Annotated in this window: 18 protein-coding genes; 7 read left to right on the top strand and 11 right to left on the bottom strand. The window is 70.2% G+C overall.

Annotated features, from left to right (window positions below; genetic code table 11):
• Window positions 1–90: 90 nt before the first annotated feature.
• On the top strand, window positions 91–1,311 hold the full coding sequence (locus GCN81_RS15870) for an MFS transporter (protein WP_156725269.1): 1,221 nt from the start codon (window positions 91–93) through the stop codon (window positions 1,309–1,311).
• Window positions 1,312–1,374: 63 nt separating this feature from the next.
• On the opposite strand, the gene GCN81_RS15865 is transcribed toward GCN81_RS15870, so the two are convergent.
• The 3 genes from GCN81_RS15865 to GCN81_RS15855 all read right to left on the bottom strand — a co-directional run bounded on the left by GCN81_RS15865 (window position 1,375) and on the right by GCN81_RS15855 (window position 5,336).
• Window positions 1,375–3,126: an NAD+ synthase gene (locus GCN81_RS15865; RefSeq protein ID WP_156725268.1), complete on the bottom strand. Its 1,752-nt coding sequence runs from the start codon at window positions 3,124–3,126 to the stop codon at window positions 1,375–1,377.
• Window positions 3,127–3,254: 128 nt separating this feature from the next.
• Window positions 3,255–4,856 carry a multicopper oxidase family protein gene (locus GCN81_RS15860; protein WP_156725267.1) on the bottom strand — a complete coding sequence of 534 codons (1,602 nt, stop codon included), beginning with the start codon at window positions 4,854–4,856 and terminating at the stop codon, window positions 3,255–3,257.
• Between the two features lie 66 nt (window positions 4,857–4,922).
• Window positions 4,923–5,336, bottom strand: a complete 414-nt coding sequence (locus GCN81_RS15855) for a DUF6153 family protein (protein WP_231626754.1) — start codon at window positions 5,334–5,336, stop codon at window positions 4,923–4,925.
• A gap of 65 nt (window positions 5,337–5,401) precedes the next feature.
• Between GCN81_RS15855 and GCN81_RS15850 the strand changes: the two genes are divergently transcribed.
• Together GCN81_RS15850 and GCN81_RS15845 are read left to right on the top strand one after the other, a co-directional pair.
• A complete protein-coding gene (locus GCN81_RS15850) occupies window positions 5,402–6,154 on the top strand; it encodes a DUF998 domain-containing protein (RefSeq protein ID WP_407697973.1) in 753 nt (250 codons plus the stop codon).
• Window positions 6,151–7,065, top strand: coding sequence for an alpha/beta fold hydrolase (locus GCN81_RS15845; RefSeq protein ID WP_156725265.1), 915 nt, complete (start codon window positions 6,151–6,153; stop codon window positions 7,063–7,065). The genes GCN81_RS15850 and GCN81_RS15845 overlap by 4 nt, the downstream gene beginning before the upstream one ends.
• 17 nt (window positions 7,066–7,082) lie before the next feature.
• On the opposite strand, the gene GCN81_RS15840 is transcribed toward GCN81_RS15845, so the two are convergent.
• Both GCN81_RS15840 and GCN81_RS15835 read right to left on the bottom strand, forming a co-directional pair.
• Window positions 7,083–7,757: a DUF305 domain-containing protein gene (locus GCN81_RS15840; protein ID WP_156725264.1), complete on the bottom strand. Its 675-nt coding sequence runs from the start codon at window positions 7,755–7,757 to the stop codon at window positions 7,083–7,085.
• A complete protein-coding gene (locus tag GCN81_RS15835; protein ID WP_156725263.1) occupies window positions 7,754–8,437 on the bottom strand; it encodes a DUF3105 domain-containing protein in 684 nt (227 codons plus the stop codon). The genes GCN81_RS15840 and GCN81_RS15835 overlap by 4 nt, the downstream gene beginning before the upstream one ends.
• Before the next feature lie 300 nt (window positions 8,438–8,737).
• Here GCN81_RS15835 and GCN81_RS15830 point away from each other — a divergent pair, with 300 nt between their 5' ends.
• The 3 genes from GCN81_RS15830 (at window position 8,738) to GCN81_RS15820 (ending at window position 17,744) form a co-directional block, all read left to right on the top strand.
• Window positions 8,738–10,099: a glutamine synthetase family protein gene (locus GCN81_RS15830; protein WP_156725262.1), complete on the top strand. Its 1,362-nt coding sequence runs from the start codon at window positions 8,738–8,740 to the stop codon at window positions 10,097–10,099.
• A gap of 209 nt (window positions 10,100–10,308) precedes the next feature.
• Window positions 10,309–13,605 (top strand): DISARM system SNF2-like helicase DrmD, encoded by a 3,297-nt coding sequence (gene drmD, locus GCN81_RS15825; RefSeq protein WP_156725261.1) that lies wholly within the window; start codon window positions 10,309–10,311, stop codon window positions 13,603–13,605.
• Window positions 13,605–17,744, top strand: coding sequence for an Eco57I restriction-modification methylase domain-containing protein (locus GCN81_RS15820; protein ID WP_156725260.1), 4,140 nt, complete (start codon window positions 13,605–13,607; stop codon window positions 17,742–17,744). The genes drmD and GCN81_RS15820 overlap by 1 nt, the downstream gene beginning before the upstream one ends.
• A gap of 57 nt (window positions 17,745–17,801) precedes the next feature.
• Here the strand turns inward: GCN81_RS15820 and GCN81_RS15815 are convergent, their stop codons facing one another.
• Both GCN81_RS15815 and GCN81_RS15810 read right to left on the bottom strand, forming a co-directional pair.
• Complete coding sequence (locus GCN81_RS15815) at window positions 17,802–18,011, bottom strand: DUF397 domain-containing protein (protein ID WP_156725259.1); 210 nt, start codon at window positions 18,009–18,011, stop codon at window positions 17,802–17,804.
• Window positions 18,008–18,901 carry a helix-turn-helix domain-containing protein gene (locus GCN81_RS15810; protein WP_156725303.1) on the bottom strand — a complete coding sequence of 298 codons (894 nt, stop codon included), beginning with the start codon at window positions 18,899–18,901 and terminating at the stop codon, window positions 18,008–18,010. Before GCN81_RS15810 ends, GCN81_RS15815 begins: the two co-directional genes overlap by 4 nt.
• Before the next feature lie 197 nt (window positions 18,902–19,098).
• Between GCN81_RS15810 and GCN81_RS15805 the strand changes: the two genes are divergently transcribed.
• Window positions 19,099–21,204 carry a DUF262 domain-containing protein gene (locus GCN81_RS15805; protein WP_156725258.1) on the top strand — a complete coding sequence of 702 codons (2,106 nt, stop codon included), beginning with the start codon at window positions 19,099–19,101 and terminating at the stop codon, window positions 21,202–21,204.
• 47 nt (window positions 21,205–21,251) lie between these two features.
• Here GCN81_RS15805 and GCN81_RS15800 read toward each other — a convergent pair whose 3' ends face one another.
• The 4 genes from GCN81_RS15800 to GCN81_RS15785 all read right to left on the bottom strand — a co-directional run bounded on the left by GCN81_RS15800 (window position 21,252) and on the right by GCN81_RS15785 (window position 24,978).
• Window positions 21,252–21,758 carry a PIN domain-containing protein gene (locus GCN81_RS15800; RefSeq protein ID WP_156725257.1) on the bottom strand — a complete coding sequence of 169 codons (507 nt, stop codon included), beginning with the start codon at window positions 21,756–21,758 and terminating at the stop codon, window positions 21,252–21,254.
• Between the two features lie 4 nt (window positions 21,759–21,762).
• Window positions 21,763–23,094 carry an AAA family ATPase gene (locus GCN81_RS15795; RefSeq protein ID WP_231626753.1) on the bottom strand — a complete coding sequence of 444 codons (1,332 nt, stop codon included), beginning with the start codon at window positions 23,092–23,094 and terminating at the stop codon, window positions 21,763–21,765.
• Window positions 23,095–23,200: 106 nt separating this feature from the next.
• On the bottom strand, window positions 23,201–24,382 hold the full coding sequence (locus tag GCN81_RS15790; protein ID WP_231626752.1) for a hypothetical protein: 1,182 nt from the start codon (window positions 24,380–24,382) through the stop codon (window positions 23,201–23,203).
• 5 nt (window positions 24,383–24,387) lie between these two features.
• Window positions 24,388–24,978 carry a DUF4365 domain-containing protein gene (locus GCN81_RS15785; RefSeq protein ID WP_156725255.1) on the bottom strand — a complete coding sequence of 197 codons (591 nt, stop codon included), beginning with the start codon at window positions 24,976–24,978 and terminating at the stop codon, window positions 24,388–24,390.
• Between the last annotated feature and the right edge of the window lie 59 nt (window positions 24,979–25,037).

Genomic DNA, 25,037 nt, shown 5'->3' with positions numbered 1-25,037 from the left:
CTCCTGACGCCTGCCGGTTACCTCGCGGAATACTTCGTCTGAGAGACTTTGTTTCGTACCGAAACATATTCGCTCGTGGAAGGTCTCTCCATGCCCCTGGCGCCGCTCCTCGCGCTGGCCATCTCCGCCTTCGGGATCGGCACCACGGAGTTCGTGATGATGGGCCTGCTGCCCAATGTCGCGGACGATCTGGGCACCTCGGTGCCGACCGCGGGGCACCTGGTGGCCGCCTACGCGATCGGCGTCGTCCTCGGCGCCCCTCTGCTCACCGCCCTCGGCTCCCGCGTCCCGCGCAAGCGGATGCTAGTGCTCCTGATGGCCGTCTTCACGGTCGGCAACCTGGCCACCGTGCTGGCCCCGAACTTCGAACTGCTCGCCGCCGCGCGGGTGCTCGCCGGTCTGCCGCACGGCGCGTTCTTCGGCGTCGGCGCGGTGGTCGCGGCCCGGCTGGTCCGCGAGGGACGCCAGGCCCGCGCGGTGGCGACCATGTTCCTCGGCCTCACCGTGGCCAACGTCGTCGGCGTACCGGCCGCGACACTGCTCGGCCAGCACCTCGGCTGGCGGGCCACCTTCCTGGTGGTGACCGCCATCGGCCTGGTCTCGATGGCCGCGCTGGTCCGGCTCATCCCCGACATACCGCTGGACGCCACCCAGCGCCTGCGCCACGAAGTGCGCGCACTGGGCAACCGGCAGGTGGTGCTCGGGCTGCTCACCGCCGTCTTCGGCTTCGCGGGCGTCTTCGCCGTCTACGCCTACCTGGCCTCGATGACCACCGAGGTGATGGGCTTCGCCGAGTCCTCGGTGACGCTCGTCCTCGCGCTCTTCGGCATCGGGATGACGCTCGGCGCGCTCGCCGCAGGACCGCTCACCGACCGGGCCCTGCGCCCCACCCTGTACGGCTCGCTGGCCGCCCTCGCCCTGACGCTGGGCGCGTTCTACTTCACGGTGCGTGTCCCGTGGGCGGCGCTGGTGACGGTGGTGGTCCTGGGCGCCGTCGGCTTCCTGACCACGACGCCGCTTCAAATGCTGGTGATGCGGGCGGCCGACCAGGCCCCGACCCTCGCCTCCGCCTCCAACCACTCCGCGTTCAACCTCGCGAACGCGGGCGGCGCGTGGGCGGGTGGCGCGGCCATCGCGGCGGGCTGGGGGTGGATGTCGCCGACGCTGGTGGGCGCGGTGCTCGCCGTACTCGGGCTGACGATCGCGGGCGCGGCGGGCCTCTTGGACCGGGGTTCGCGCGTGGGGGCGTCCCGGGTCGTGACGGGCAGCCCCTCGGTCGCGACGTCGGCCGCCGCGGAGCGGGTGGGCTGAGGCTACGGACTGGCCCGCGCCCCGCCTCGCCCCACCCCTGCCCGTGCGGTTTCGCCTCCCGCCTCAGCCCAGTTCGCGCCAGCGATTGGTGATCGGCAGGCGGCGGTCCTTGCCGAAGCCCTTCGCGGAGATCTTGGTGCCCGGCGGGTACTGGCGTCGCTTGTACTCCGCCGTGTCCACCAGCCGCAGCACCCGCGCCACGGTCTCCTCGTCGAACCCCGCCGCCGTGATCGCCCGCGCGCCCTGGTCGCGGTCCACGTACAGCTCCAGAATCCCGTCCAGGACCGGATAGTCGGGCAGCGAGTCCGTGTCGACCTGGTCGGGCCGCAGCTCAGCGCTCGGCGGCTTGGTGATCGAGTTCTCCGGGATGGGCGGCACCTGGCCGCGCTCGGCCGCCGCGCGGTTGCGCCACTCGGCGAGCCGGAAGATGGCCGTCTTGTAGACGTCCTTGATCGGCCCGTACGCACCCACCGAGTCGCCGTACAGCGTCGAGTACCCCACCGCCAGCTCGGACTTGTTGCCCGGAGCCAGCACGATGTGGCCCTCCTGGTTGGAGATCGCCATCAGCATCGTGCCGCGCAGCCGGGACTGGAGGTTCTCCTCGGCGAGCCCGGTCAGACCCAACGAGCCCATGTACGCGTCGAACATCGGCTCGATCGGCACGGTACGGAAGTTCAGCCCCGTACGCCGCGCCAGCTCGGCCGCGTCGTCCTTGGAGTGGTCCGACGAGTACTTCGACGGCATCGACACGCCGTACACCTGCTGCGCGCCCAGCGCGTCACAGGCGATCGCCGCGACGAGCGCCGAGTCGATACCACCGGAGAGACCGATCAGCACGGACCGGAAGCCGTTCTTCGCGGCGTACGCGCGCAGGCCGACGACCAGCGCCGAGTAGACCTCCTCGGCGTCGTCGAGCCGCTCCGCGTACCCGCCGGTCAGCTCGGCCTCGTACGGCGGCAGCGGCTCGTCGGAGAGCACGACATGCTCGATCCGCAGCCCGTCGTCGACGACGCCCTCGGGAACGGCCCCCGCCGCGGGCAGCTCCAGGTCGAGCACCACACACCCCTCGGCGAACTGCGGCGCCCGCGCGACGACCTCACCCGCCGCGTCCACGACGATCGAGTCACCGTCGAAGACCAGCTCGTCCTGGCCGCCGATCATCGCCAGATAGGCCGTGGTGCACCCGGCCTCCTGAGCGCGCTTACGTACCAGCTCAAGCCGCGTGTCGTCCTTGTTCTGCTCATACGGCGAGGCGTTGATGGAGACCAGCAGACCGGCCCCGGCGCTGCGCGTGGCCGGGACCCTGCCACCGTCCTGCCACAGGTCCTCACAGATCGCGAGCGCCACATCCACGCCGCGCACCCGCACTACGGGCAGCGTGTCGCCCGGTACGAAGTAGCGGAACTCGTCGAAGACGCCGTAGTTGGGCAGGTGGTGCTTGGCGAAGGTCAGCGCCACCTCGCCACGGTGCAGCACCGCCGCCGCGTTCTGCGGCGCCCCGGCCGGCTGTCCGTACTTCGGCTGCGCGGTCTCGCAGCGGTCGAGATACCCGACGATCACCGGGATCTCGCCGTATCCCTCGTCGGCGAGCTGCCCGGCCAGCGCGCGCAGCGCGGTGCGGGAGGCCTCGACGAAGGACGGCCTGAGGGCCAGGTCCTCGACGGGGTAACCGGTCAGCACCATCTCGGGGAACGCCACCAGATGGGCGCCCTGCTCGGCGGAGTGCCGGGTCCATTGGACGATCGACGCGGAGTTCGCGGCGAGGTCGCCGACGGTCGCGTCGATCTGATTCAAGGCGAGGCGTAGTTGAGGCACGCGCCCCAGTGTAATCGTCAGTCCGACACGATGCCCCGATGGGGCCTGGGCTGTCCCGATGGGGCGCGGGCTGCCCCGATGGGGCCCGGCGGCGGGCGCCGGACCCCGTCGGTCGGTGAGAGCCTCTCTCAGCGCCGGTAGCCCAGCACCGTCATCATGCCCGCCTCCGCGTGGTACACGTTGTGGCAGTGGATCATCCACAGCCCCGGATTGTCCGCGTCGAAGTCGACCGTCAGCGTGCCGTTCGGCAGCACGACGGCCGTGTCCTTACGCGGCCCGCCCGCCACGTTCGCCAGGGCGAAGGTATGGCCGTGCAGATGGAGCGGGTGCCACATCATCGTGGAGTTCTGGAACACCAGCCGCACCCGTTCCCCGCCCCGGACCGCATGGCGGACCGACGGGTCGTAGGCCCGCTTGTCGAAGGCCCAGTCGTACTTGGCCATGCCTCCGGTCAGTTGCAGCTTGATCGTACGATCCGGCTTCTTCCCGGCGATGGCGACGGAGTCGGCGGCCTTCAGCCGCTCCGCGGTCAGCAGCTTTCCGGAGAGTTCCTTGGGCCGTACGTCCGCCTTCGGGGCCGCCCCCGAGCTCGTACGCAACAGGGCCAGCGCCGACGCCTTCTTCCCCTCGGCCGCCGCGACCAGCGGAAAGACCCCGTCGCCCACGGTGACCACGACGTCGTACCGCTCGCCCATGCCGAGCAGCAGCGCGTCCGTGGTGGCGTGCTCCACCGGGAAGCCGTCCGTGTGCGTCACCGTCATCCGGTGACCGCCCAGGGCGACCCGGAAGGCGGTGTCGCCACCGGCGTTGATCAGCCGGATGCGGACCCGGTCGCCCGGCTTGGCGCGAAAAGACGAAGGGTCATCGGGAACCCTCCCGTTGACCAGGTAGTGGGGGTAGGCCACATCGCCCGCGTCACCGCCAAGGAGATCGCTCCTCGCGCCCATCATCATCCGCGAGGGCCCGGCCGGACCGGGCGACGGGGACTTCTCCGTACGGACAGACATCCCGGACATGCCGTGACCCTCGTGACCTCCGCCTCCCATGTCCATGCCGCCGCTCAGCTCGTCCAGTACGGCGTCCGGCGTGGACCCGTCGACCCCGTCCACCCAGTCGTCGAGGACGACGACCCACTCCTTGTCGTACTTCAGCGGCTCCTTGGGGTCCTCGACGATCAGCGGGGCGTACAGCCCGCGGTCCTGTTGGGTGCCGGTGTGCGGATGGAACCAGTACGTCCCCGGGTGCGGGGCCGTGAACCGGTAGGTGAAGTCGGCGCCCGGCTTGATGTCCCGCTGGGTCAGCCCCGGGACGCCGTCCATGTCGTTGCGCAGGGCGAGGCCGTGCCAGTGCGCGGAGGTGGGTTCGGGCAGGTGGTTGACGAGGGTCAGCGCGAGAGTGTCGCCCGCGGTGACCCTGACCTCCTTGCCGGGGAGTTGGTCGCCGTACGCCCACGAGGCGACCGTACGGCCGCCGCCCAGGTCGAGCGTGGTCCTGGCGGCGGTGAGCTTGACCTTGCGTACGGGCCCTCCGCCGCGCTTGGCCTCGGCGGCGGCGACTTCCTCGCTGTCCGGGGCGATGTACCCGCCAGGGGTCGACTGGGGCGGCTTCGCTTCGCCTCCGTGCGAGCCGTGATCCGAACCTGAACCCGAGCCCGAGCAGGCGGACAGAACCCCGGTCCCGGCGACGGCGATGGATGCACCGAGCACGGTGCGGCGCGTGTGAGAACGCATGACTGAATAACACCTCGTCATCAGTGGTGTGTACAGGTCTGAGCGCGTCTACTACGCCGCGTCGGCCTATATGCGCAGCACGGACAACTGAGACAGGACGGAACGGCGTGGGGGAGGGGGTCGTAGGGCGTACGGCGCCCATGTCCTGGGCGCCAGGCGGGCACCGGCCCGCCGCCACGGCAGCCCTGCGGCGGCCAGCAGGGCGAGGGTGAACGCACTCAGCACGGCGAGGCACACGCTCATCGGGTCCATGCCGTGGTCGGCGGGCGCGGGGGACTCGGTGGCCCCGTGGGACTCACGGGGCGTGCCCGCGTCCTCGGCAGTGTGCATATGCGCCACTGCCTGTACGTCGGCCGTGGCGGTGGCCGCGCCGGACGCCTCCGCCGGGTGCCCCAACGTGTGCATCGTGACCAGCCCGACCAGCAGCGCGGCGAGCAGCAGAAGCTGCCCCCACCTCGCCTTCGCCGCAGCCCTCACCATGCTCCGCATGGTACCCATACCGGGTAACCGCCCACGGCCCTCAGGCCCCGTAAGCTGGGCGCACGATGTCCATGGTCGGGTCTCCGCGCGCTGTGCGCCTCACCGCTGTCCTGCTGGGGCTCGGTGCCGCCGCGTACACCGTCTGGGTGCTGGAGTTCGTCCTGCCCACCGGACTCGATCCCCTGCGGACCTACGTCAGCGAACTGGCCGCGCGAAGCGAGCCGTACGGCGGGCTGTTCCGGGGCGTCGACCTCGCGGCCGGGGTGCTGGTGTGCGCCGGAGCGCTGTACGGGCTGCGGCGGCTAAGCAGCGGCCGCTGGGCCACCGTGGGCTGGGCCGGGCTGCTGTTGTTCGGCGTGGGCACCGCCGTCGACTCACGGCTGCCGCTGAGCTGCACCCCGACCGCCGACCCGGACTGCGCGGCCCGCGAGGCCGAGGGCCTGGTCCCGTCCACCCACGCCGCGCACGCCGTCAGCAGCTCACTCGCCGTGACCGGCGCGCTCATCGCCATGGTGGCCCTCACCGTCGCCGCGCGCCGCTACGGCGGCTGGGCGCCGCTGGCCCGTACCGGCCCCTGGCTCACCGCACTCGAACTGGCCGCCACGGCGTGGACCCTGGCGTCCGCCGCCGCCTTCGAGGCAGGCCACGGAACGTGGCTGCTCGGTCTTGGCCAGCGCCTGCAGGTCGGGCTGGTCGCGCTGTGGCTCGGCGTGCTCGCGCTGTCGCTGGTACGGGGCGGGGCTGGCCGGGGCTGGGCGGGGGCGCGAGCGGCGTCGGCGCGGGAAGCGGCGGCGGGGGAAGCGGCGGCGGGGCGATGACCTTCGTACGGATCGACGGGGTACCCCACCACGTCGTGGTGGAAGGCAGCGGTCCGGTCTGCGTCCTGTCCGGGGGCCTGGGCCTGGCTTGGTTCGACTGGGATGAGGTGGCCGGACTGCTCGCCCCCCACCGCACCGTCATCCGCTTCGACCGCCCCGGCCTCGGGCTCAGCGCTCCCGCGCGGGTGGCCCCCACCCTGACCGGCGAGGCCGACCGCCTCCTGCGGATCATCGACGCCTGCGCACCCGAACCCGACCGGCACGGCCACCACTACGGCCACCACCACGGCGACTGGCACCCGCCCCGGGACCGCCACCACCGACCCCAGCAGCCCGCGACCGTGGTCGGCCACTCCCTCGCCGGGTTCCACTGCGAGGCCTTCGCCCGGCTGCACCCGTCCCGCACCGCGGCCCTGGTCCTGGTCGACTCCAGCGTCGAGGAGGTCGAGGTGAACGCGCGCCCCCGGCCCGGCCCGGCCCTGCGGACCGCCACGGCCAGCATCGCCGCCGCCGCACTCAGCGCCGTCGGCGCACCACGCGCGCTCGGCCCGCCCCTGCGCCGCGCCGCGTGGCGGGCGGGCCGCGTGACGGGTGGCGACCCGGCGCCGTACGACCTGGTGCGCCGGGTGTACGGCACCAGCCGCTCCGTACGGGCGATCCTCACCGAGTACGCCAGCTACCCCGACCAGGCCGCCGAACTCGCCTCACTGCGCCGGGAGTTCCCGCTCTCCGCGCGAACCCCTGTCACGGTGCTCGCCGCCGGGGGTGGCCGCCGCTGGCTGGAGCGTCAGGCACGGCTCGCCGCCGCACTGGACGCACGCTTCACGGTCGCCGCGCCGTCCGGCCACCTGGTGATGCTGGACCGCCCGGCCGATGTGGCGGACGCGGTACTGGCGGCCGCCGCCCCATAGCGAGACACGCCAGGCTCTCAACGAGGCTTGGCGCCCCGCTCCTTCAACAGACGGGCCATCAGCTTGAGTTCGGACTCCTGCCCGTCCACCATGCCCTGCGCCAGCTTCCGTTGGGCGGCGACCGAACACTGGTCCACACAGCCCTGGGCCATCGTGACCCCGCCCTCATGGTGAACGGTCATCAGCTGAAGGAACAGGATCTCGGCCTTCTCGCCGTTGGCTTTGGCGAGCTGAGCCATCTCGGCCTTGGTGGCCATCCCCGGCATCAGCGCCCCCTCCTTGGCCTGATGCCCAGCATGCCCACCGTGCCCGCCATGGCCATCGTCACCCTGCTTCATCCAGGCCATCGGCGCGTCAGTGGACGCGTACGACAACCCCCACAGGTCAAGCCACCCCAGCATCATCCCGCGCTGGTTCGCCTGCGTGTTGGCGATGTCGTACGCGAACCGCCGGATCTCCATGTCATCCGTACGATCCCGGATGACGAAGGACATCTCGACCGCCTGCTGATGGTGCACGGCCATGTCCCGCGCGAAGCCCGCGTCCGCCGAACCGTCCGTCGGTCCCGCCGACTCCGTCGACTCCGCCCGCGCCGCGGGCTTGGGCGGGCCGTCCGCGACGGCGACGGCCACACCCCCCACGGCGGCCGCGAGCACGGTCGCGCCCGCCGCGACCCAGCCCGCGGGCCTCACTGCGTGACCCCACCCGTACAGGCGGCGCCCTTCTCCGGAGTCTGCTCGCCCAGCACGTACTTGGCGAGGAACGTCTCGACGCGCGGGTCGTCCGCGCTGTCCACGGAGACCTGCTTGCCCCAGGCGCTGAGCGTGATCGTGCCCTCCTGCTCGTGGTGCGGGCTCATCAGCGTGTACGGAGTCTCGCTGACCTCCTTCGCCAGCTTCTTCACGTCAGCGGGCGCGGCTTTCTCGTTGTACGTGACCCAGACGGCGCCGTGCTCCAGCGAGTGCACGGCGTGCTTGTCCGGGATCGGCTCCTTGTAGACGTCGCCGTTGCAGTTCATCCAGGCCTGGTCGTGGTCGCCGCCGACCGGAGGCGTCATGGGATAGCTGACCGGCTTGGCCACATGATCACGCCCGAGCTTCTTGGCATCCCAGGTCTGCTCGTCCGCGATCGGCCGTTTGGCGGCCTTCTCGCGCGCCTTGGCGTCCGCCTGGACCTTGGCGTCCTCGGCCTTCTGCTTGTCCTGTTCCTTGATGAACAGGTACGAGCCGAAGCCGACCAGACCCGCCACTACGGCGGTGCTGGCGACGATCGCGATGATGCGACCGCGACGCTCACGCGCGCGCTCGGCCCGGCGCATCTCCTCTATCCGGGCCTGGCGGTCGGCGGAAGCTCTGTTCTTGGCGGAACCCATGCTGTGTGTCCTCGCGGGGATATCGGGGATGGACGGGCTAGACGGGCTGTCGGGCTAGGCGTGACAGACCGGCTGGGCGGGCTAGGCGGGCAGGCAAGTGGGCCGATCGTAGTAGGAACCCGGAAGGGGCCGCAGGTCGACCCGGGTAGACACCGTGCTCCACAATGAGGGGCATCGAGGGTATTCAGACGCGCGTGCGCAACACCGAGGAAACCGTGTGGTGGGATGCTCAGGTGCCCGTCGGTACCTTCCAGGCGCGGGACAGGCGGACTGACCAGCAAGGATGGGTAGGACCTGAACATGGATAAGCAGCAGGAGTTTGTGCTCCGCACGCTCGAGGAGCGCGACATCCGGTTTGTGCGCCTGTGGTTCACAGACGTCCTCGGGTTCCTCAAGTCGGTCGCCGTCGCCCCCGCCGAGCTGGAGCAGGCCTTCGACGAGGGCATCGGGTTCGACGGCTCCGCGATCGAGGGCTTCGCGCGGGTCTATGAGTCCGACATGATCGCCAAGCCGGACCCGGCGACCTTCCAGATCCTGCCCTGGCGCGCGGAGGCGCCCGGCACGGCCAGGATGTTCTGCGACATCCTGATGCCGGACGGCTCACCGTCGTACGCCGACCCGCGGTACGTACTGAAGCGGGCCCTCGCCAGGACCTCCGACCTCGGCTTCACCTTCTACACCCACCCCGAGATCGAGTTCTTCCTGCTGAAGGACAAGCCGGTGGACGGCACCCGCCCCACCCCGGCCGACTCCTCCGGCTACTTCGACCACACCCCGCAGAACGTGGGCATGGACTTCCGCCGCCAGGCGATCACGATGCTCGAATCCATGGGCATCTCGGTGGAGTTCAGCCACCACGAGGGCGCGCCGGGCCAGCAGGAGATCGACCTCAGGTACGCGGACGCGCTGTCCACCGCCGACAACATCATGACCTTCCGCCTGATCATGAAGCAGGTGGCGCTGGAGCAGGGCGTCCAGGCGACGTTCATGCCCAAGCCGTTCTCGGAGTACCCGGGCTCGGGCATGCACACCCACCTCTCCCTCTTCGAGGGCGACCGGAACGCGTTCTACGAGTCGGGCGCCGAGTACCAGCTCTCCAAGGTCGGCCGCTCCTTCATCGCCGGGCTGCTCAAGCACGCCGCCGAGATCGCGGCCGTCACCAACCAGTGGGTCAACTCGTACAAGCGCATCTGGGGCGGCTCAGAGCGCACCGCGGGCGCGGGCGGCGAGGCCCCCTCGTACATCTGCTGGGGCCACAACAACCGCTCCGCCCTGATCCGCGTCCCGATGTACAAGCCCGGCAAGACCGGCTCCGCCCGCGTCGAGGTCCGCTCCATCGACTCCGGCGCGAACCCGTACCTGACCTACGCCGTACTCCTCGCCGCAGGCCTGAAGGGCATCGAGGAGGGCTACGAGCTGCCGCCAGGCGCCGACGACGACGTCTGGGCCCTCTCCGACGCCGAGCGCCGCGCGATGGGCATCGAGCCGCTGCCCCAGAACCTCGGCGAGGCCATCGCACTGATGGAGCGCAGCGAGCTGGTCGCCGAGACCCTGGGGGAGCACGTCTACGACTTCTTCCTCCGCAACAAGAAGCAGGAGTGGGAGGAGTACAGGTCGGAGGTCACCGCCTTCGAACTCCGCAAGAACCTCCCGGTCCTGTAGTCGCACAGGCACTGGCCGCCGCACACCCGTCACCAGCCACCTGTCACACCCGCGAAAACCAGCCACACGGGCCCTCGCCCCGGCTGGCTTGTTCTGAGACTCGGGCAGGCCGGGACTGACCTGGTCGTAGGCTTCTCTCTGTCATATGTCGATGCGTGGTCACGCGACCACGCATCGGCAGGGGAGCGACAGGTGAGGCTGGGGTGCGGATGACGACGAACGGGACCACGGGCGGGACCACCGGGACCAACGGGACCGCTCAGGACCTTCGGGAGCCCGTGGATCTCCCCGCGCCCGGCCAGCTCGTCACGGTACGCAACCGCAAGTGGGTGGTGACCGAGGTGACCCGGTCGTCGGTCGCCTCGGAAGACCCGGCCCGTTCGGCTCACGCCTCGGCGCCGCACCTGGTCGAGATGGTGTCCATCGAGGAAGACGCCAGAGAAGAGGAACTGCGAGTCGTCTGGGAGCTGGAGCACGGGACCCTCGTCCACGACCAGCACGCCCTGCCGAACCCCACCGCCGGATTCGACGACCCGGACCGCCTGGACGCCTTCCTCGACGCCGTCCGCTGGGGCGCCATCGCCTCCGCGGACAAGACGGCGCTCCAGGCGCCCTTCCGGTCCGGCATCGAGATCCAGGACTACCAACTCGACCCGGTCGTACGCGCCCTGTCCATGCCCCGTACGAATCTGCTGATCGCCGACGACGTCGGTCTCGGCAAGACCGTCGAGGCGGGTCTGGTCATGCAGGAGCTCATGCTCCGGCACCGTGCCCGCACCATGCTGATCGTCTGCCCCGCTGGTCTCACCCTTCAGTGGCGCGACGAGATGCGGGACAAGTTCGGCCTGGACTTCCGCATCGTGGACAGCCGTCTGCTGCGCGACCTGCGGCGTTCCCGTGGCCTGTACACCAACCCGTGGACCCACTACCCGCGGTTGATCGTCTCCATCGACTGGCTCAAGCGGGAGCGCCCGAAGCGGATGCTGCGTGAGCTGCTGCCACAGGTCCCTCAGTATCCGCGTGCCTTCGACCTCCTGGTCGTCGACGAGGTCCACACCTGCGCGCCCTCGGGCACCGGCGAGTACGCGGTGGACTCTCAACGGACGGAAGCCATCCGGCTGCTCGCCCCGCACTGCGAGCACCGCCTCTTCCTCTCGGCCACCCCGCACAACGGCTTCCTGAACTCGTTCACCGCGCTCCTTGAGCTGCTGGATGACCACCGGTTCGCGCGGGGCGTACGCCCGTCGCCGGAGCAGCTGAGCCGGGTGATGGTGCGCCGCCTGAAGTCCGAGCTGCCCCCGGACTGGGACGGCCGCCCGCGCTTCCCCCACCGTGTCGCGCACGCTCTGGAGGTCGGGTACCCGGAGGGCACCCGCGACGCGTACGCGAAGCTCGCCGCCTACGCCCGCTCCCGGAGTGGCGGCGGCAGCGGCGGCGCGGAGCGCACCGCCGCCGAGTTCGTCACCACCCTGCTCAAGAAGCGCTTCCTGTCCTCGCCGAAGGCCTTCGCCGAGACCATCGACGTCCACCTGAAGACGATGACCACACGCGGCACCGGAGGCGACGGGCCGCGCCAGGAGGTCCGGCAGCGGGGCGGCGGCGAGAAGGTACTCCGCCCGCTCATCGACCGCGTCGAGGAAACGGCTGAGAGCGACGAGCAGCACGAGGAGGCGGCGACCGAGGCGCTGACCGCCGTACGCGACTTCACCCGCCCACTCACCGTCGAAGAGCACCGGCTCCTCAACGACCTCAGGACCTGGGCGTCGACAGCCAAGACCCGTCCGGACGCCAAGTTCGCCGCCTTCCGTGCCTGGCTGGACCCCGAGGTCTGCCCCGACGGGCCCCAGGGTGACTGGGAGCCACACCGGGTGATCGTCTTCACCGAGTACCGGGACACCCAGCGCTGGATCTTCGAGCGGCTCATCCAGGCCGGATTCCCCCAGGACCGCATCGCCCAGCTCTACGGCGGCCAGGACGAGCACGAGCGCGAGCACATCAAAGCGGTCTTCCAGGAAGACCCCGAACTCGCCCCGGTCCGCATCCTCCTGGCCACCGACGCCGCCAGCGAGGGAATCAACCTCCAGGCGCACTGTCACCGCCTGCTCCACTGGGAGATCCCCTGGAACCCCAACCGCCTGGAGCAGCGCAACGGCCGTGTCGACCGCCACGGCCAGCGCGCCGAGCAGGTGGACGTCTTCCACTTCGTCCCCGAAGGCTGGCGTGCGGCACCGGCCGAGCCCGGCCTCGACCCCGAATCCTCCTTTGCGGACGGCACCCTGGAGGACGAGCTGCACTTCCTCGCCGTCGCTGCCCGTAAGACAGAGACCATCCGCGAGCACCTGGGCAGCGCCGGAGAGGTCATCGCCGCACAGGTCGAACGGAAGATGCTGGGCCGCCGCTCCGACTGGACCGCCGCCGACACGGAGATCAACAAGCGCTCCGGCCGGGCTGTCCTCAAGGTCGAGCGGGACCTCGCCCGCGACCTGGAGAAGCTCGTCGCCGAACTCGCGGGCTCCCGCGACGCCCTGCACCTGACCCCCCAGACCGTCGAGCGCGTCGTCCGCACGGCACTGGGCCTGGCCCACCGCAAGGACCTCACCGAGGTCCCGGACCCCGCAGGGGAGGGCGCCCGCTGCTTCAGGCTCCCCGAACTCCCCGACGCCTGGGCCTACGCCCGCAACGAGGGCCTGCGCCACCCGCTGACCGGCAAGGAGCGCCCCGCCGTCTTCGACCAGAGCGAGGCGCGGGGCCGCACCGACGTCGTCCTGCTCCACCTCGGCCACCGCCTGGTCCAGATGTGCCTGCGCCTGCTGCGGGCCGAACTCTGGTCGGACACCGACCGGCCCGACGGCACACGGATGCTCACGCGCGTCACCGCCAAGACCGTCCCCGGCGACCTGCTGCGCACCCCCGCGGTCGTCGCCCACGGCCGGGTGGTCATCACCGGCAGCGGCGGCGCCCGCCTGCACGAGGAGATCATCACAGCGGGCGGACTGATCACCGAGGGCCGACTGGAACAGGCCAGGGGCGAAGAGATCGACTCCTGGCTGGCCGCCGCCCACGACGAACTCCCCGACCCCTCGGTACTCGACCGCCTCACCGGCCTCTGGGACCAGACGCCGCACCCGCTGGGTGCCCGCCTCGCCCGCGCCCTGCGCACCCGCGCCAACACCCGCTTCCGCAGCCTGGAATCCCTCCTTGCGAAGCGCTGTGACGAAGAGGTCGACGGCGTACGCAAGGTACTTGCCGAACTGGACGACTCCATCCGCGACCGTCTCGACGACAAGGACCACTGGGAGCAGGTCAGCCTCTTCGAAGTCGCCGAACGCACCCAGCTGCGCGCCGACCGCCAGGCGCTGAAGGACCGCCTCGCTGAGCTGCCCGCCCTCGTCGAGTCCGAGACCGCCGCGCTGCGCCGCCGCTGGGCCGACCCGACCCCGCGCTGGTTCCCAGTCGCCGTCACCTTCCTCGTCCCGTCCGCCCTCGCCCGTGGAGCCCGTCGCTGATGCCGCCCGTCACCCGCCGTTTCCCACCGCGCGGAGCCCACTCCGGCTCTCCGGCACAGCAGCACGAGGAACTGCTGCAACTGCTGCGCCCCGACGGCCCGTTCATCGCCCTGCCCGTACTCACCGAGGCGTTCGCCCAGGGCCTGGACACCGTGTCCACCGACGTGCGTCAGCGCCTGCGGGACGCCTGGTCGCAGGTCGAGCAGGACCCGGCGCTCCTGAACCACCGCTGGCAGCAGCTCGTCCTGGACGAACTCCTCGGCTGGACCCCCGGTCTCCGTGAGGGCGCGGCCCTCCCCGAGACCCTGCGCGCGGGGGCCAACACCCCCGATGCCGCGCTCGTCGTCCCCGGTGGCCCCGACGGTCCCCAGGCCCGCATCCTGCTGTTCCGCCTGCCCTGGGGCGAACCCCTCACCCGCGCCCGCAAGAACCAGGCCGCCCCCACCGAGCGTGCCGCCGACCTCGCCCGCTGGCGCGGAGTCCCCCTCGCCCTGGTCACCAACGGCCGCGAGTGGGCCCTGGTCCACGCCCGCCCCAAGGAAGCCACCTCCGTCGCGGTCTTCGACGCCTACCTCTGGCTCGAAGAACCCCTCCTGCTGCGCGGCTTCGCGAGCCTGCTGCACGCCCGCCGCGCCGCCGCCCCGCCGCTCACCGCCACCGGCGAGCACACCGATTCCCTCGCCGCGCTGTTCGCCCGCACCGCCGACCAGCAGTCCAAGGTCACCGACACCCTCGGCCGCCAGGTCCGTGCGGCGGTCGCCCTCCTCGTCGCCGAGGTGTCCCGGCTCGACCGCGCCTCGGACGGCCAGTTGCTGCGCCGGGCCTCGGACAAGCAGGTATACGAGGGCGCCCTGACCGTCATGATGCGCCTGGTCTTCCTGCTGTACGCGGAGGAACAGCGACTGCTGCCCGCGGGCGACCGGCTCTACTCCGAGTCGTACGCCGTCTCCCCGATGCACGCCGAACTGCTCGCCGCCCGCGAGCACGGCGGCGGCGAGATCGGCGACCTGCGGGCCGCCGCCTGGCCGCGCCTGCTCGCCGTGTTCGGCGCGGTGCACGGCGGCTCTACCCACCCCGACCTGTGGATTCCGCCCTACGGCGGCTCACTCTTCGACCCCGCCCGCTACCCCTGGCTGGCCGAGGCCAAGGTCACTGACCGCGTCGTCTACGAGATCCTTGACGCCCTGGTCACCCTGCGGCGCGGCGGCAAGGGCGTCGAGGCACTGTCGTACAAGGGCCTGGACGTCGAGCAGATCGGGCATGTCTATGAGGGCCTGCTGGAGTACGGCTGCGTACGGCCCGCCGAGCCCTACCTGGGCCTCAAGGGCAAGTACGAGGCCGTACTACCGCTAGCCGACCTGGAGCGGTGGCGCCGCGAGGGCACGGGCACGCTGGAGCGTGAACTTCGGGACGTCAGCGGGGCCACCGCCCGGCAGATCGAGAAGGCACTCGCCGGGCAGACCGACGCCAGCGCGCTGGCCGACCTGGACGCCGCCTGCGACAACGACGACGCCCTGGCCGCCCGCATCGCGCCCTACGCCGGGCTGGTACAACCTGACCTGCGCGGGCGGCCCATGGTCTTCCCGGGCGGCTCGGTCGTCATGGTCCGCTCCGGCGACCGGCGCGACAGCGGCACCCACTACACGCCGAAGGAACTGGCGGAGGAGGTCGTCCAGCACACCCTCGCGCCGCTGTGTTACGCGCCGGGCCCGGCGGAAGGCGCGGAGCCGGGCGTGTGGCGGGCCAAGTCTGCCAACGAACTCCTGGAGTTGAAGGTCCTCGACCCGGCGATGGGGTCGGGCGCCTTCTTGGTCTCCGCGTGCAGGTACCTGTCGGAGCGGGTCGTGCAGGCCTGGGAGCGGGACGGGCTTCCGGACGCCATACGGCGTGACGTGGGTGACGGTGACCGGGATGAACTGCTGCGGGTGGCGCGGCGGTTGGTCGCCGACCGGTGCCTGTACGGGGTTGACCGGGACGCGATGGCCGTGGAGCTGGCCAAGCTGTCGCTGTGGCTGGTCACCCTGTCCAAGGGGCGGCCGTTCTCCTTCCTGGACCATGCGCTGCGGTGCGGGGACTCGCTGGTGGGTGTCATCGACACCGAGCAGATCAAGGCGTTCCATCTGGACTCGGGCGCACGGCAGTTGAGCCCGGAGGTGTCGCGGGCACTGGACGTCACGGAGACGCTGCTGTCGCGGGCGGCGGGTCTGCGGCGCGAGATTGAGGCCACGCCCGTCAACGACATCCGGGAGGTACGGAACAAGACGGACAAGCTGCGCGAGGCCGAGGAACTGGCGGAGCGGCTGCGGCTGGCGGCGGACGCGGTTGTGGGGGCGGCGCTAGCGGCGGAGGGCATCTCGGATGAGGAGGCCACCGAGCTGAGTGGCGAGGAGAAGGTCGGGGGTAAGCGAGGCGCCGCGCAGTTCCGGGACGCTAAGGAGAACGCGAAGGAGCGGGCTTACCGGGAGCGGCTGGAGTCGGTTGCTGGGTTGGTGGAGCGGGCGCTCGCGGGGGATGAGGACGCGGGGGCCAGGGCCCGGCTGAGGGTGGACGAGTGGTTGGAGGGGGAGGGGGTGCGGTCGGTGGCGGTCCGCCCGCTGCACTGGCCGTTGGAGTTTCCGGAAATCATGGGGGTGGGAGCTCGGGTCGGGTTCGACGCGGTGGTAGGGAACCCGCCGTTCATCGGCGGCCAGAAGCTCACCGGCAACCTGGGGACGGACTACCGCGAATACCTGGTCAACCGGTTGGGCGGTGGGCAGCGCGGGAGCGCGGACCTGTGCTCATACTTCCTGCTGCGGAACCTGGCGCTGGCGCCGGGGCGGCGCACGGGGATCATCGCCACGAACACGATCGCCCAGGGGGACACGCGGGAGGTCGGACTGGACCAGGCGACAGCGGCAGGGTGGAAGGTCTTCCGGGCGATCAAGTCGCAGCCGTGGCCGGGCACGGCTGCCCTGGAGGTGTCGCTGTTGTGGCTGGGCAGAAGCGTGGGCGAGGGCGAGTCGCCGATACTGGACGGGGTCGCGGTGCGGGGGATCACGCCGGGGCTTGATCCGGAGTCGCGGGTGCAGGGGAAGCCGTACCGGCTGGTGGCGAACTCGGGGCAGTCCTACATCGGGTCCTATGTCCTGGGCAAGGGGTTCGTCCTCCAGCCGGAGGAGGCGCGGGGGTTGATCGAGAAGGACCCGCGCAACGCGGACGTGCTCTTCCCGTATCTCAACGGGGAGGACCTCAACTCTCGTCCGGACTGCTCCGCTAGCCGGTGGGTGATCAACTTCCATGGGTGGCCGCAGGAGAAGGCGGCCACGTATGAGGACGTGTTCGCGATCATTGAGCGGGATGTCAAGCCCGTCCGGGCGACCAATAATCGCAAGGTGTACCGGGATTACTGGTGGCAGTACGGGGAGAAGCGTCCCGCGATGGTTGAGGCCATTGAGGGCCTTGACCGAGTGATCGTGATTGCTTTGGTGAGCCGCACGGTGATGCCTGCACGAGTACGAGGGAACCAGGTGTTCGCGCACAAGCTGTGCGTTTTCGCCACCGATGGGCTAGGACGACTCGCGTCGCTGTCCAGCAACTTTCACTCGGCCTGGGCCTGGAAGCACTCATCGACCATGAAAGCCGACCTCAACTATTCGCCCTCCGACGTATACGAGACCTTCCCACTGCCCAAGGAGACCAACCGCCTCAGTGCTGCCGGGGCAGCGCTGGAGAAGGCACAGCGCGACGCCATGGCCGCCCGGACCATCGGCCTGACCAAGCTCTATAACCTCGTGCACGACCAGTCCGAGCAGTCCGCCGACATCGAGGCCCTACGCACGGACCACATTTGGGTAGACGAAGCTGTCGCCGAGGCATACGGCTGGACTGATCTCGACCTGAAGCACGGGTTCTACGAGACCCGGCAGGGCCCGCGCTTCACCATCGAGCCCACCGTCCAGACCGAAGTGCTGGACCGGCTCCTTGAGTTGAACCACGCCCGCCACCAGGAGGAGATGGAGGCCGGGCTGCACGTAGCAGGGGCGAAGAAGAAGGTCGCCGCCGCGAGGAAGCGCAAGGCCAAGCAGAAGCCGGAGCCCGAGGCCAAGCCGGAGGACGGCATCCAGGATGGGTTGTTCAGCCCGCCTGACGCACTCTTCTGACCGCGACGCGCCCCGCTCCCGGAAGTGGCCAGGACGCGGGGATCGAAGGGGTGAGGCTCAGTCTTCGGAGGCGTACGCCACGAAGTCGCCCCAGGCGGCAGGGGCGAACGCCAGCCGGGGACCCCGTACGTTCTTGGAGTCGCGGACGTGGATCGTGCCGGGGGCGGTAGCGACCTCGACGCAGTCATTGGGGTCGCTGCTGCTGCTGAAGCTGCTCTTGAACCACTCCAGCTCGGACGCGTCCCCGGCAGCGGCCTTGTGGATCATGTTTCTCCCAGCATTCGTTCGATGAAGGCCAGTGACTCTCCTGGCGGGAGAGCCTGAGCCCGGATGATGCCATACCGCAGCTCAAGGATTCGGACCTGCCTCAGATTGAAGACCGGGCGACTCGCGAACGCTCCTTCCGAGCGCCCTACGGCGGTTCCGTCCCCGAACTTCAGGACCTCGATGAGGCCAGCTGTTCCGGGATGGTCCCAACGTGCCATGGGCATCACCTGGATCTCGACGTTCCGAAGCTTGCCCACCTCCAAGAGGCGTTCGAGCTGCTGACGCATCACCATCGTCCCACCTACAGGCCGTCGCAGGGTCACCTCCTCTAGGACAAAGCTGAGTTCGGGGCCGGGCGAGCGGTCGAAGATCGACTGCCGCGCCATTCGGGCGGCCACCGCGCGCTCCAGATCGCCCTGTGACAGCGCGGGCCGCCACGTCCCCAAGAGCGCCCGCGCGAACTCCTCCGTCTGCAACAGCCCATGCACGTTGTGGTTGCTGTACAGGGACAGCTCGACCGCCCGCTCCTCCAGCTTCGCCAACTCCCGGACCTTCTTCGGGTACCGGGCCTTGGCCATCTCTTCCTTCATCGCCGAGATGAACCCGCCCGCCCCGAGTACCTCATCCGCCTTGTCCAGGTACTCCGGCCTCGGAATGCGTGCCCCGCGCTCCACCTTCCGGACGAGGTCCTCTCCGTACCCGACCGCCTCGGCGAACTCGACCACGCTCAGCCCGCGCTTCTCCCGCCAGCGCTTCTGCTGGCGCCCCAACGCCTCGACCACCGAGGCGATCTCGTCGTCCGGATCGACGTCCCAGCCGGGCTCGTCCGCCGCGCCCGCCGCCCCGTCTGTCCGCTGCTGCCCACGTTCCCCGCCGTCGCCACCGTCCATGCCCATACCGCGCCCACCTCCGACGTACCGTTCACTGCCCAACGCGCACCCGTACCCGCCCGTCACCCCGGACAGTCGGGACAAGCCAGGACAACGGCGGGACAGTTCAGTCGCTGTCAGTGGCGTGTCATACGGTGTGCGTGTCGGTGAGGGAGGGGCGGCGGAGCAGGTCCGTCGGCCAGAATCGGGGGTGTGGAGTGAAGGCGTCGGAGACGATCCTGGCGAACCTGATGCAGGGCAGGGCGCAGCAGTTCCAGATTCCGCTGTACCAGCGCACCTACACCTGGCAGGACCGGCAGAAGCCCCGGGGCGAGGAGCGCAATCACCTGCTCCAGATCTGGGCGGACATCCTGGAACAGGCACGGATGCTGAAGGAGGGGCGGGAGGGGACGGCGCACTTTCTGGGTTCGATCGTGCTCGCGCCCTCGCCCGACCACGAGGCGACCTTCCCGCGCCATATCGTCGTAGACGGGCAGCAGCGGCTGACGACGCTCTCTCTCGCCCTCGCCGCCATACGCGACCATGTGGAGGCCCGTGACGCGGACGCGGCCGAGCGGATCAACGAGGACTACCTGATCAACAAGCGGGAGAAAGGCGACGACTTCTTCCGCCTCCTGCCCACGCAGGCGGACCGGGCCGCCTACGCGGCCTGCATCCGGTCCGGACATTCGGCGGGAGACGACCGCGTCAGTCGTGCCTACCGGTTCTTCCGGGGGCGGCTCGAAGCCGTGGAGGCCCCGGCCGACCCAGCAGACCGGCAGGAGATCGCCCTGATCGAACAGGCCATCACCACCCGGTTGAACCTGGTGTCGGTCACGGCGGACCCGGAGGACAACGTCCACCGGATCTTCGAGTCCCTCAACAACACGGGCGAGCGGCTCAGCCAGGCTGACCTGTTGCGCAACGACCTATTCATGCGCCTCCCGGGGCGGGCCGACAGGGTCTACGAGGCCTACTGGCTGCCCATGCAGGAGCTGCTCCCGGAGACCTCCGACCTTGAGCACCTCATGTGGCTTCAGCTGGTCCTCGACGGCGATGACGGGGTGCGTCGCCAGGACCTGTACACGGCGCAGCGGGAGAGGTTCAACCGTGGTGGTGGCGGTGAGGACGAGATCGAGACGTACCTCAGGGAACTGCACCGGCGGGCCTTCCACCTCAAGGCCGTCCTGGAGCCGGACCGCGAGCCGGACTCGGGGGTGCGTGCGTGCCTGAAGCGCCTGGAGGAGTGGGACACACGCCCCGCCCACTGTGTGGTCATGCTGTTGCTGGACCTGCGGGAGAAGGGCGAGCTGGACAGTCACGGTGTGGTCCAGGGACTGTCGTATCTGGAGAGCTTCCTCGTCAGGCGCCTGATCTGTGGTGTTCGAACCAGCAATCTTGGCCGCATCCTCCAGTCGGTCCCGGTGAAGATGCCGGTTGGGGTGGCTCCGGTGGAGGGGCTGCGGCGGGTGCTCTCATCCGACCAGCGCCTCTGGCCGGATGACGACCAACTGCGTGACCACATCCGGCACACGCCGTTCTACGTCAAGGGCGGGCACGGTGGCTCCCTGCGGCAGTTCGTCCTGCGGCGGCTGGAGGAAGCACACGGACACCCTGAGCCGGTCGACTTCACGAAAGCGGCGCTGACCATGGAGCATGTGATGCCGCAGACTGCGGGAGCCGAGTGGCTTGAGGTCCTCGCCGAGGAGTGCGAAGCAGACGAGACATCGGGCGAGTTGCACGCACGCCTGCTGCACACGCTGGGCAATCTCACCCTCACCGCGGTGAACTCGACTCTCTCCAACCACCCCTTCGAGCGCAAGCAGGAACTTCTGCGCGCGAGCGGGCTGGAGATGAACCGGCGCATCGCCGCCGCCGACCGCTGGGGAGCGGCGGAGATACTCGCCCGAGCCGACGAACTCGCGCTGCTGGCGGTCAAGGTGTGGCCGGGCCCTGCCGAGAGTGGGGGCAGAGTGCAGCGCGGCCGGGACTGGGGGCAGTTGCATCAGGCGCTGGCGGTTATGAAAGAGGGCACCTGGACCACATACGGTGCGCTCGCGGCGCTGATCGGGTCGAGCGCCCAGGCCGTGGGAACGCATCTGCTCAACACGCCGGGGGTGCCGAACCCCCACCGTGTGCTGACGGTGGAGGGCCGGGTGGCCGACGGGTTCCGCTGGGCGGACGGCAGGACGACCGAGGACGCGCTGGAGCTGCTGCGGGCCGAAGGCGTGGCGTTCTCCTTCACGGGCGTGGCAGACCCCGGACAGCGGCTTTCCGCCGCCGACCTGGCACGGCTGCTAGACGTGGACGGTACCGAGGACTGAACCCCGGCGTGCGGTCGGAGTGCTGCGCGGGTGACTGTACGCCGGGTTCAGTCCGCCTGTGCCCAGGTGCTCATCGTGTCCTCCAGGGTCCAGATGCGGACTCTCGCCTGGACCTTGGAGGCGTACAGGTCGCGCTCCGCGACGATACTCAGGTCGCCGGTGCCCAGGAGCTGGCTCTCGGCGTGCTGGGTGAGCGTCATAGCCGTACTGCCGCCGTCGCAGAGGGACGTGAGAAACGCGGCGTCCCAGGTGCGCTCGTGCAGCCGCCAGGGGGCCTGGCCCTGGGCGGTCTGCCGCAGCGCGCTCATGAACCGGTCCGCGCACTGGCGCCGGGCCTGGCCGTTCTTGACCTGGAAGACGTGGTTGCCGGTCTCGATGACCGTCGCGGTGGGCAGGACGAAGCGGACCCCGTCCCGTATCCGCTGGTCCATCTCGGCCAGCACCTCGGCGCGGTGGTCGTTCAGGAACGGTACGTCGAGGATCTCCACGAGGACAGACGTGTCGAGGAAGTCGACGACCGGCAGCCGCAGGCCCCCCTTCTGCTGCTTGCTCACCGGTTCACAGGCTCCTCAGGAAGTCCTCGACACTGGCTACGTCGCGCTCGCGCGGCCGTACCGCCTCGGGCAGCCGGTCCTTGGTCACCGCGTCACCCAGGTCACCGGCCGCGAACAGGTCCACGTATCCGGGAAGTTCGGTAAGCGGGGTGAGGCTGGAATCGCCGCTCTTCGGGTCCCTGGAGCAGACGACCACGCCCGAATGGTCCTGCGCGGTGAGGGAGTTGAGCAGCGCGGGGCTGTGGGTGGTGAACAGGACATCGATGCTGCGGCGCTGTGACTCGTCCTTGATGAGCTGGAGCACACGGGCGGCCTGCGTGGGGTAGAGACCGTTCTCGATCTCCTCGATGACCAGATGGCGCTGGGCGTCGAGTCCCAGGTTCCCGCGATTGGCGGTGGGCGCGCTCAGCAGGGCCGTACCGAAGGCGAGGAAGCGGAGCATGCCGTCGCTGAGCAGCCGGGCGGGCACGTCGTGCACCCGCCCGTGGAAGCCCTCCTCGCGCAGCACCAGCTGGACGTCGCCGAGCGGGGTCTCGGCGCTGGTCACGCCCCGGACCGGGAACTCGGGCATGCCCGCGATGAGGCTAGTGAGCCGGTCGAAGGCGTCCGGGTCCGTCTCGCTCAGCCCGGCCACGGCGGCGCTGAGGTTCTCGGCGTTGCGGCGCAGTTCGGCGTCGCGGGCGTTGACGTACTGCCGCATCAGATGCGGGACCGGGTCCAGGAGGAAGACCTCCCGGAGTACCGCCAGCACATGCGACGCGGCCTGGTGCACCAGGCGGGTGGCCTCGCTGGTGAGGGGGACGCGGACCGCGATCTGGCTGGTCAGCAGCCGGTCCGCGGCGAAGGACGCGCTCGGGTCGGGGCCCCGGCCTCCGTTGAAGTACTTCGCTTTGATGTCTCCGCCCAGCGCCGCGCCGCTGGTCAGCAGAGGTCGACCCGCGGCCAGCCGGCGCCCGGCGTAGCGGACGCCTTCGACGGCGGTCAGCCGCTCGCTCAGGACGCGGACATCTGGGAAGACCCCGATCTCGACATCGAGATCGAAGGCGGCCTCTCCCAGCCGGACCCGGCAGCCGACTGTAAAGCTGTCCTGGCCCAGCGGGGCGCAGCCCGCCGCACCGCCCCGGATCTGCTCCTGGCCGACGCGGGTGCTGTCCAGGGCCTCGCGCAGGGGCTCGCCCAGGGCGAGGCGGGACAGGACCATCAGGGCGTCCAGGGCGTTGGACTTGCCGCTGGCGTTACGGCCGATCATGACCGTGAGGTCGCGGAGCGGCAGCCGCTGGTCGGTGAAGCTCTTGAAGGAGGTCAGGCGGACCTCCTCCAGACGGGGCGTCTCCACCAGGCACCTCTCTTCCCTCAGCTCGCTGACGAACCCCAGCTAACCAGGAGCTTCCCGTGGTCGTCCAACGGCGCTGGGCCGTATACCGGCGGGTTAACGCCGTTGGTCAGTCCTCGAAGTGCCCCACGACGAAGCTGCTGACGTGCCGCAGGCGGGCGGAGGTTCCCTGAACCTCCAGGTCGCCCTGCACCATCACCTCGTGGCGTTCACGGTGAGCCAGGGCCGCCTTGTCGTAGTCGGCGGGGTTGAGTTCCATACGGAAGCGGCGTGGGTGGCCCCGGTACTCGTACATCCCATACTCGTCCTCAGTGAGGAGCACTCCTAGAACGGTGACGTCACCCCACTCATAGGGACGCTCCCGGCGCAGCCGCACCACCGTCCCGGCCACCAGCGCGTCGCGGCGGCCCAGGCGGGCGCGGAGGTCCTTGGCGCCCTCTTCGAGGACGGTCAGCATTGCCGACGACAGGGCGATATGGGGTGTGCGCTGATTGACTGGGAGCTCTGGCGACCAGGCGAAGCTGAGCGAGAAGCCGCGCTGTTCCTCGCCGCCGATCCGTACCAGCGACTCGCAGAGGTTCGCGGACAGACCGGCGACGGTGTAGGCGTCGAAGTCCGCCAGGGAGTCGTTCCTCAGACTGGTGGCCGCGGCCCGCCGGGCGCAGGACAGTCCGGCGTACAGCCGCCGGGTCACCAGGCGCTCGAAGGGCTCCGGGGCGGACGGGGAGCCGTCGAGGGACAGCTGCTCCGCCTCGGGGGCGGCGGGCAGCGGGGTGTGGGCCGCCAGGACGTAGCTGCCCACCCTGGTCTGGTCGAGCCGTACCGAGCTGACGAAGTCCTTCACCCGCTGTGGCTTCTGCGAAGGTTGTACCGGTTGTGGCTGAGGGGACGCGGCGGCGGCCGCCGCCGAGGTCATCAGGTCGCGCAGCCCCGTGAGCGCGGGCACCAGGTCGACCAGCGGGGCGGTACCAGAGGGGCCGGGCGGTGTGAGCCGCAGATACTGCCAGTCGGCGGACGGCAAGGCCATCTCCCGCAGGACGTCAGAGGGACGGCGCTCCTCGACCACCGACAGGGTCTCCAGTACGTCCACGACCCGCTCCGCGTAGTCGCGCAGCTCCCGACGGGTGGGTACCAGGACCTCGAAGGCGGGGCCCGGCTCATGCGGGACCGGCAGGGTCCACAGCCGCCCCGGACCGAAGTCGCGCATGTAGCGCCAGCCTCGGCCGCGCAGATAGCGCAGCAGGTGGGCGGGTGTCAGCTCGCCCGCCTGACGGAACTCCGTGTCGTTCATCGGCGTCATGACGTCACCAGCATTTCCCGGTACTCCCCGCTGAAGAGTCCGTGCAACGCGTCAACGGTCAGCAGGTTCGCCTTCGGAACCGCCACCCGACGGTATCCAGTCGTACGGGTCTCGTCAGGTTCTTCGTCGTGGAAGCAGGCCCAGTACGCCGCGTTGCGCATCAGAAGCCGGTCGTGGGTCACATCGACCCAGTCCGCCACCTCGTAGGGCGCGATCACCAGGAACAGGAAACGGGGATGCTGCCACCCTCGGCCCGCGAGCAGGTTGAAGTTGCGCCGCTTGAGCTGGAAGTCCCACGCCGCGTCGTCGCCTTTGGGCGTGCCCCAGCACTTCACCTGCGCGACGATCTTGGGGAAGCGGATCGTGCCGGAGCGTCCGGGATGCCCGAACTCCCAGTCCGTACCCTGTCGGTCGCGCCAGGGTTTCGACGAGACGTCGAGGTTGGCGGCGACGGCCAGCGCCTGGACGAACTGCTCGCCGTAGTCGCCTCGGTGGCCGTTGTCTCCCATGGCAGGTGTCAGCGGAACGCCGTAGTTGCCCCTGTAAGGCTGCTGGCGCGGGACGCCGTCGGCCGCGTGCTCCGTCATATGCTCCCCGCATCACCCCGTGCGCAACTGATGGCACACAGTAACGTCCGTGGCCGGGG

Origin of the sequence: Streptomyces apocyni, from assembly GCF_009739465.1 — a bacterium.
Classification (GTDB): domain Bacteria; phylum Actinomycetota; class Actinomycetes; order Streptomycetales; family Streptomycetaceae; genus Streptomyces; species Streptomyces apocyni.
Note: the sequence above shows the minus strand (reverse complement) of the source record. Positions and strands in the feature narration are given on the sequence as shown.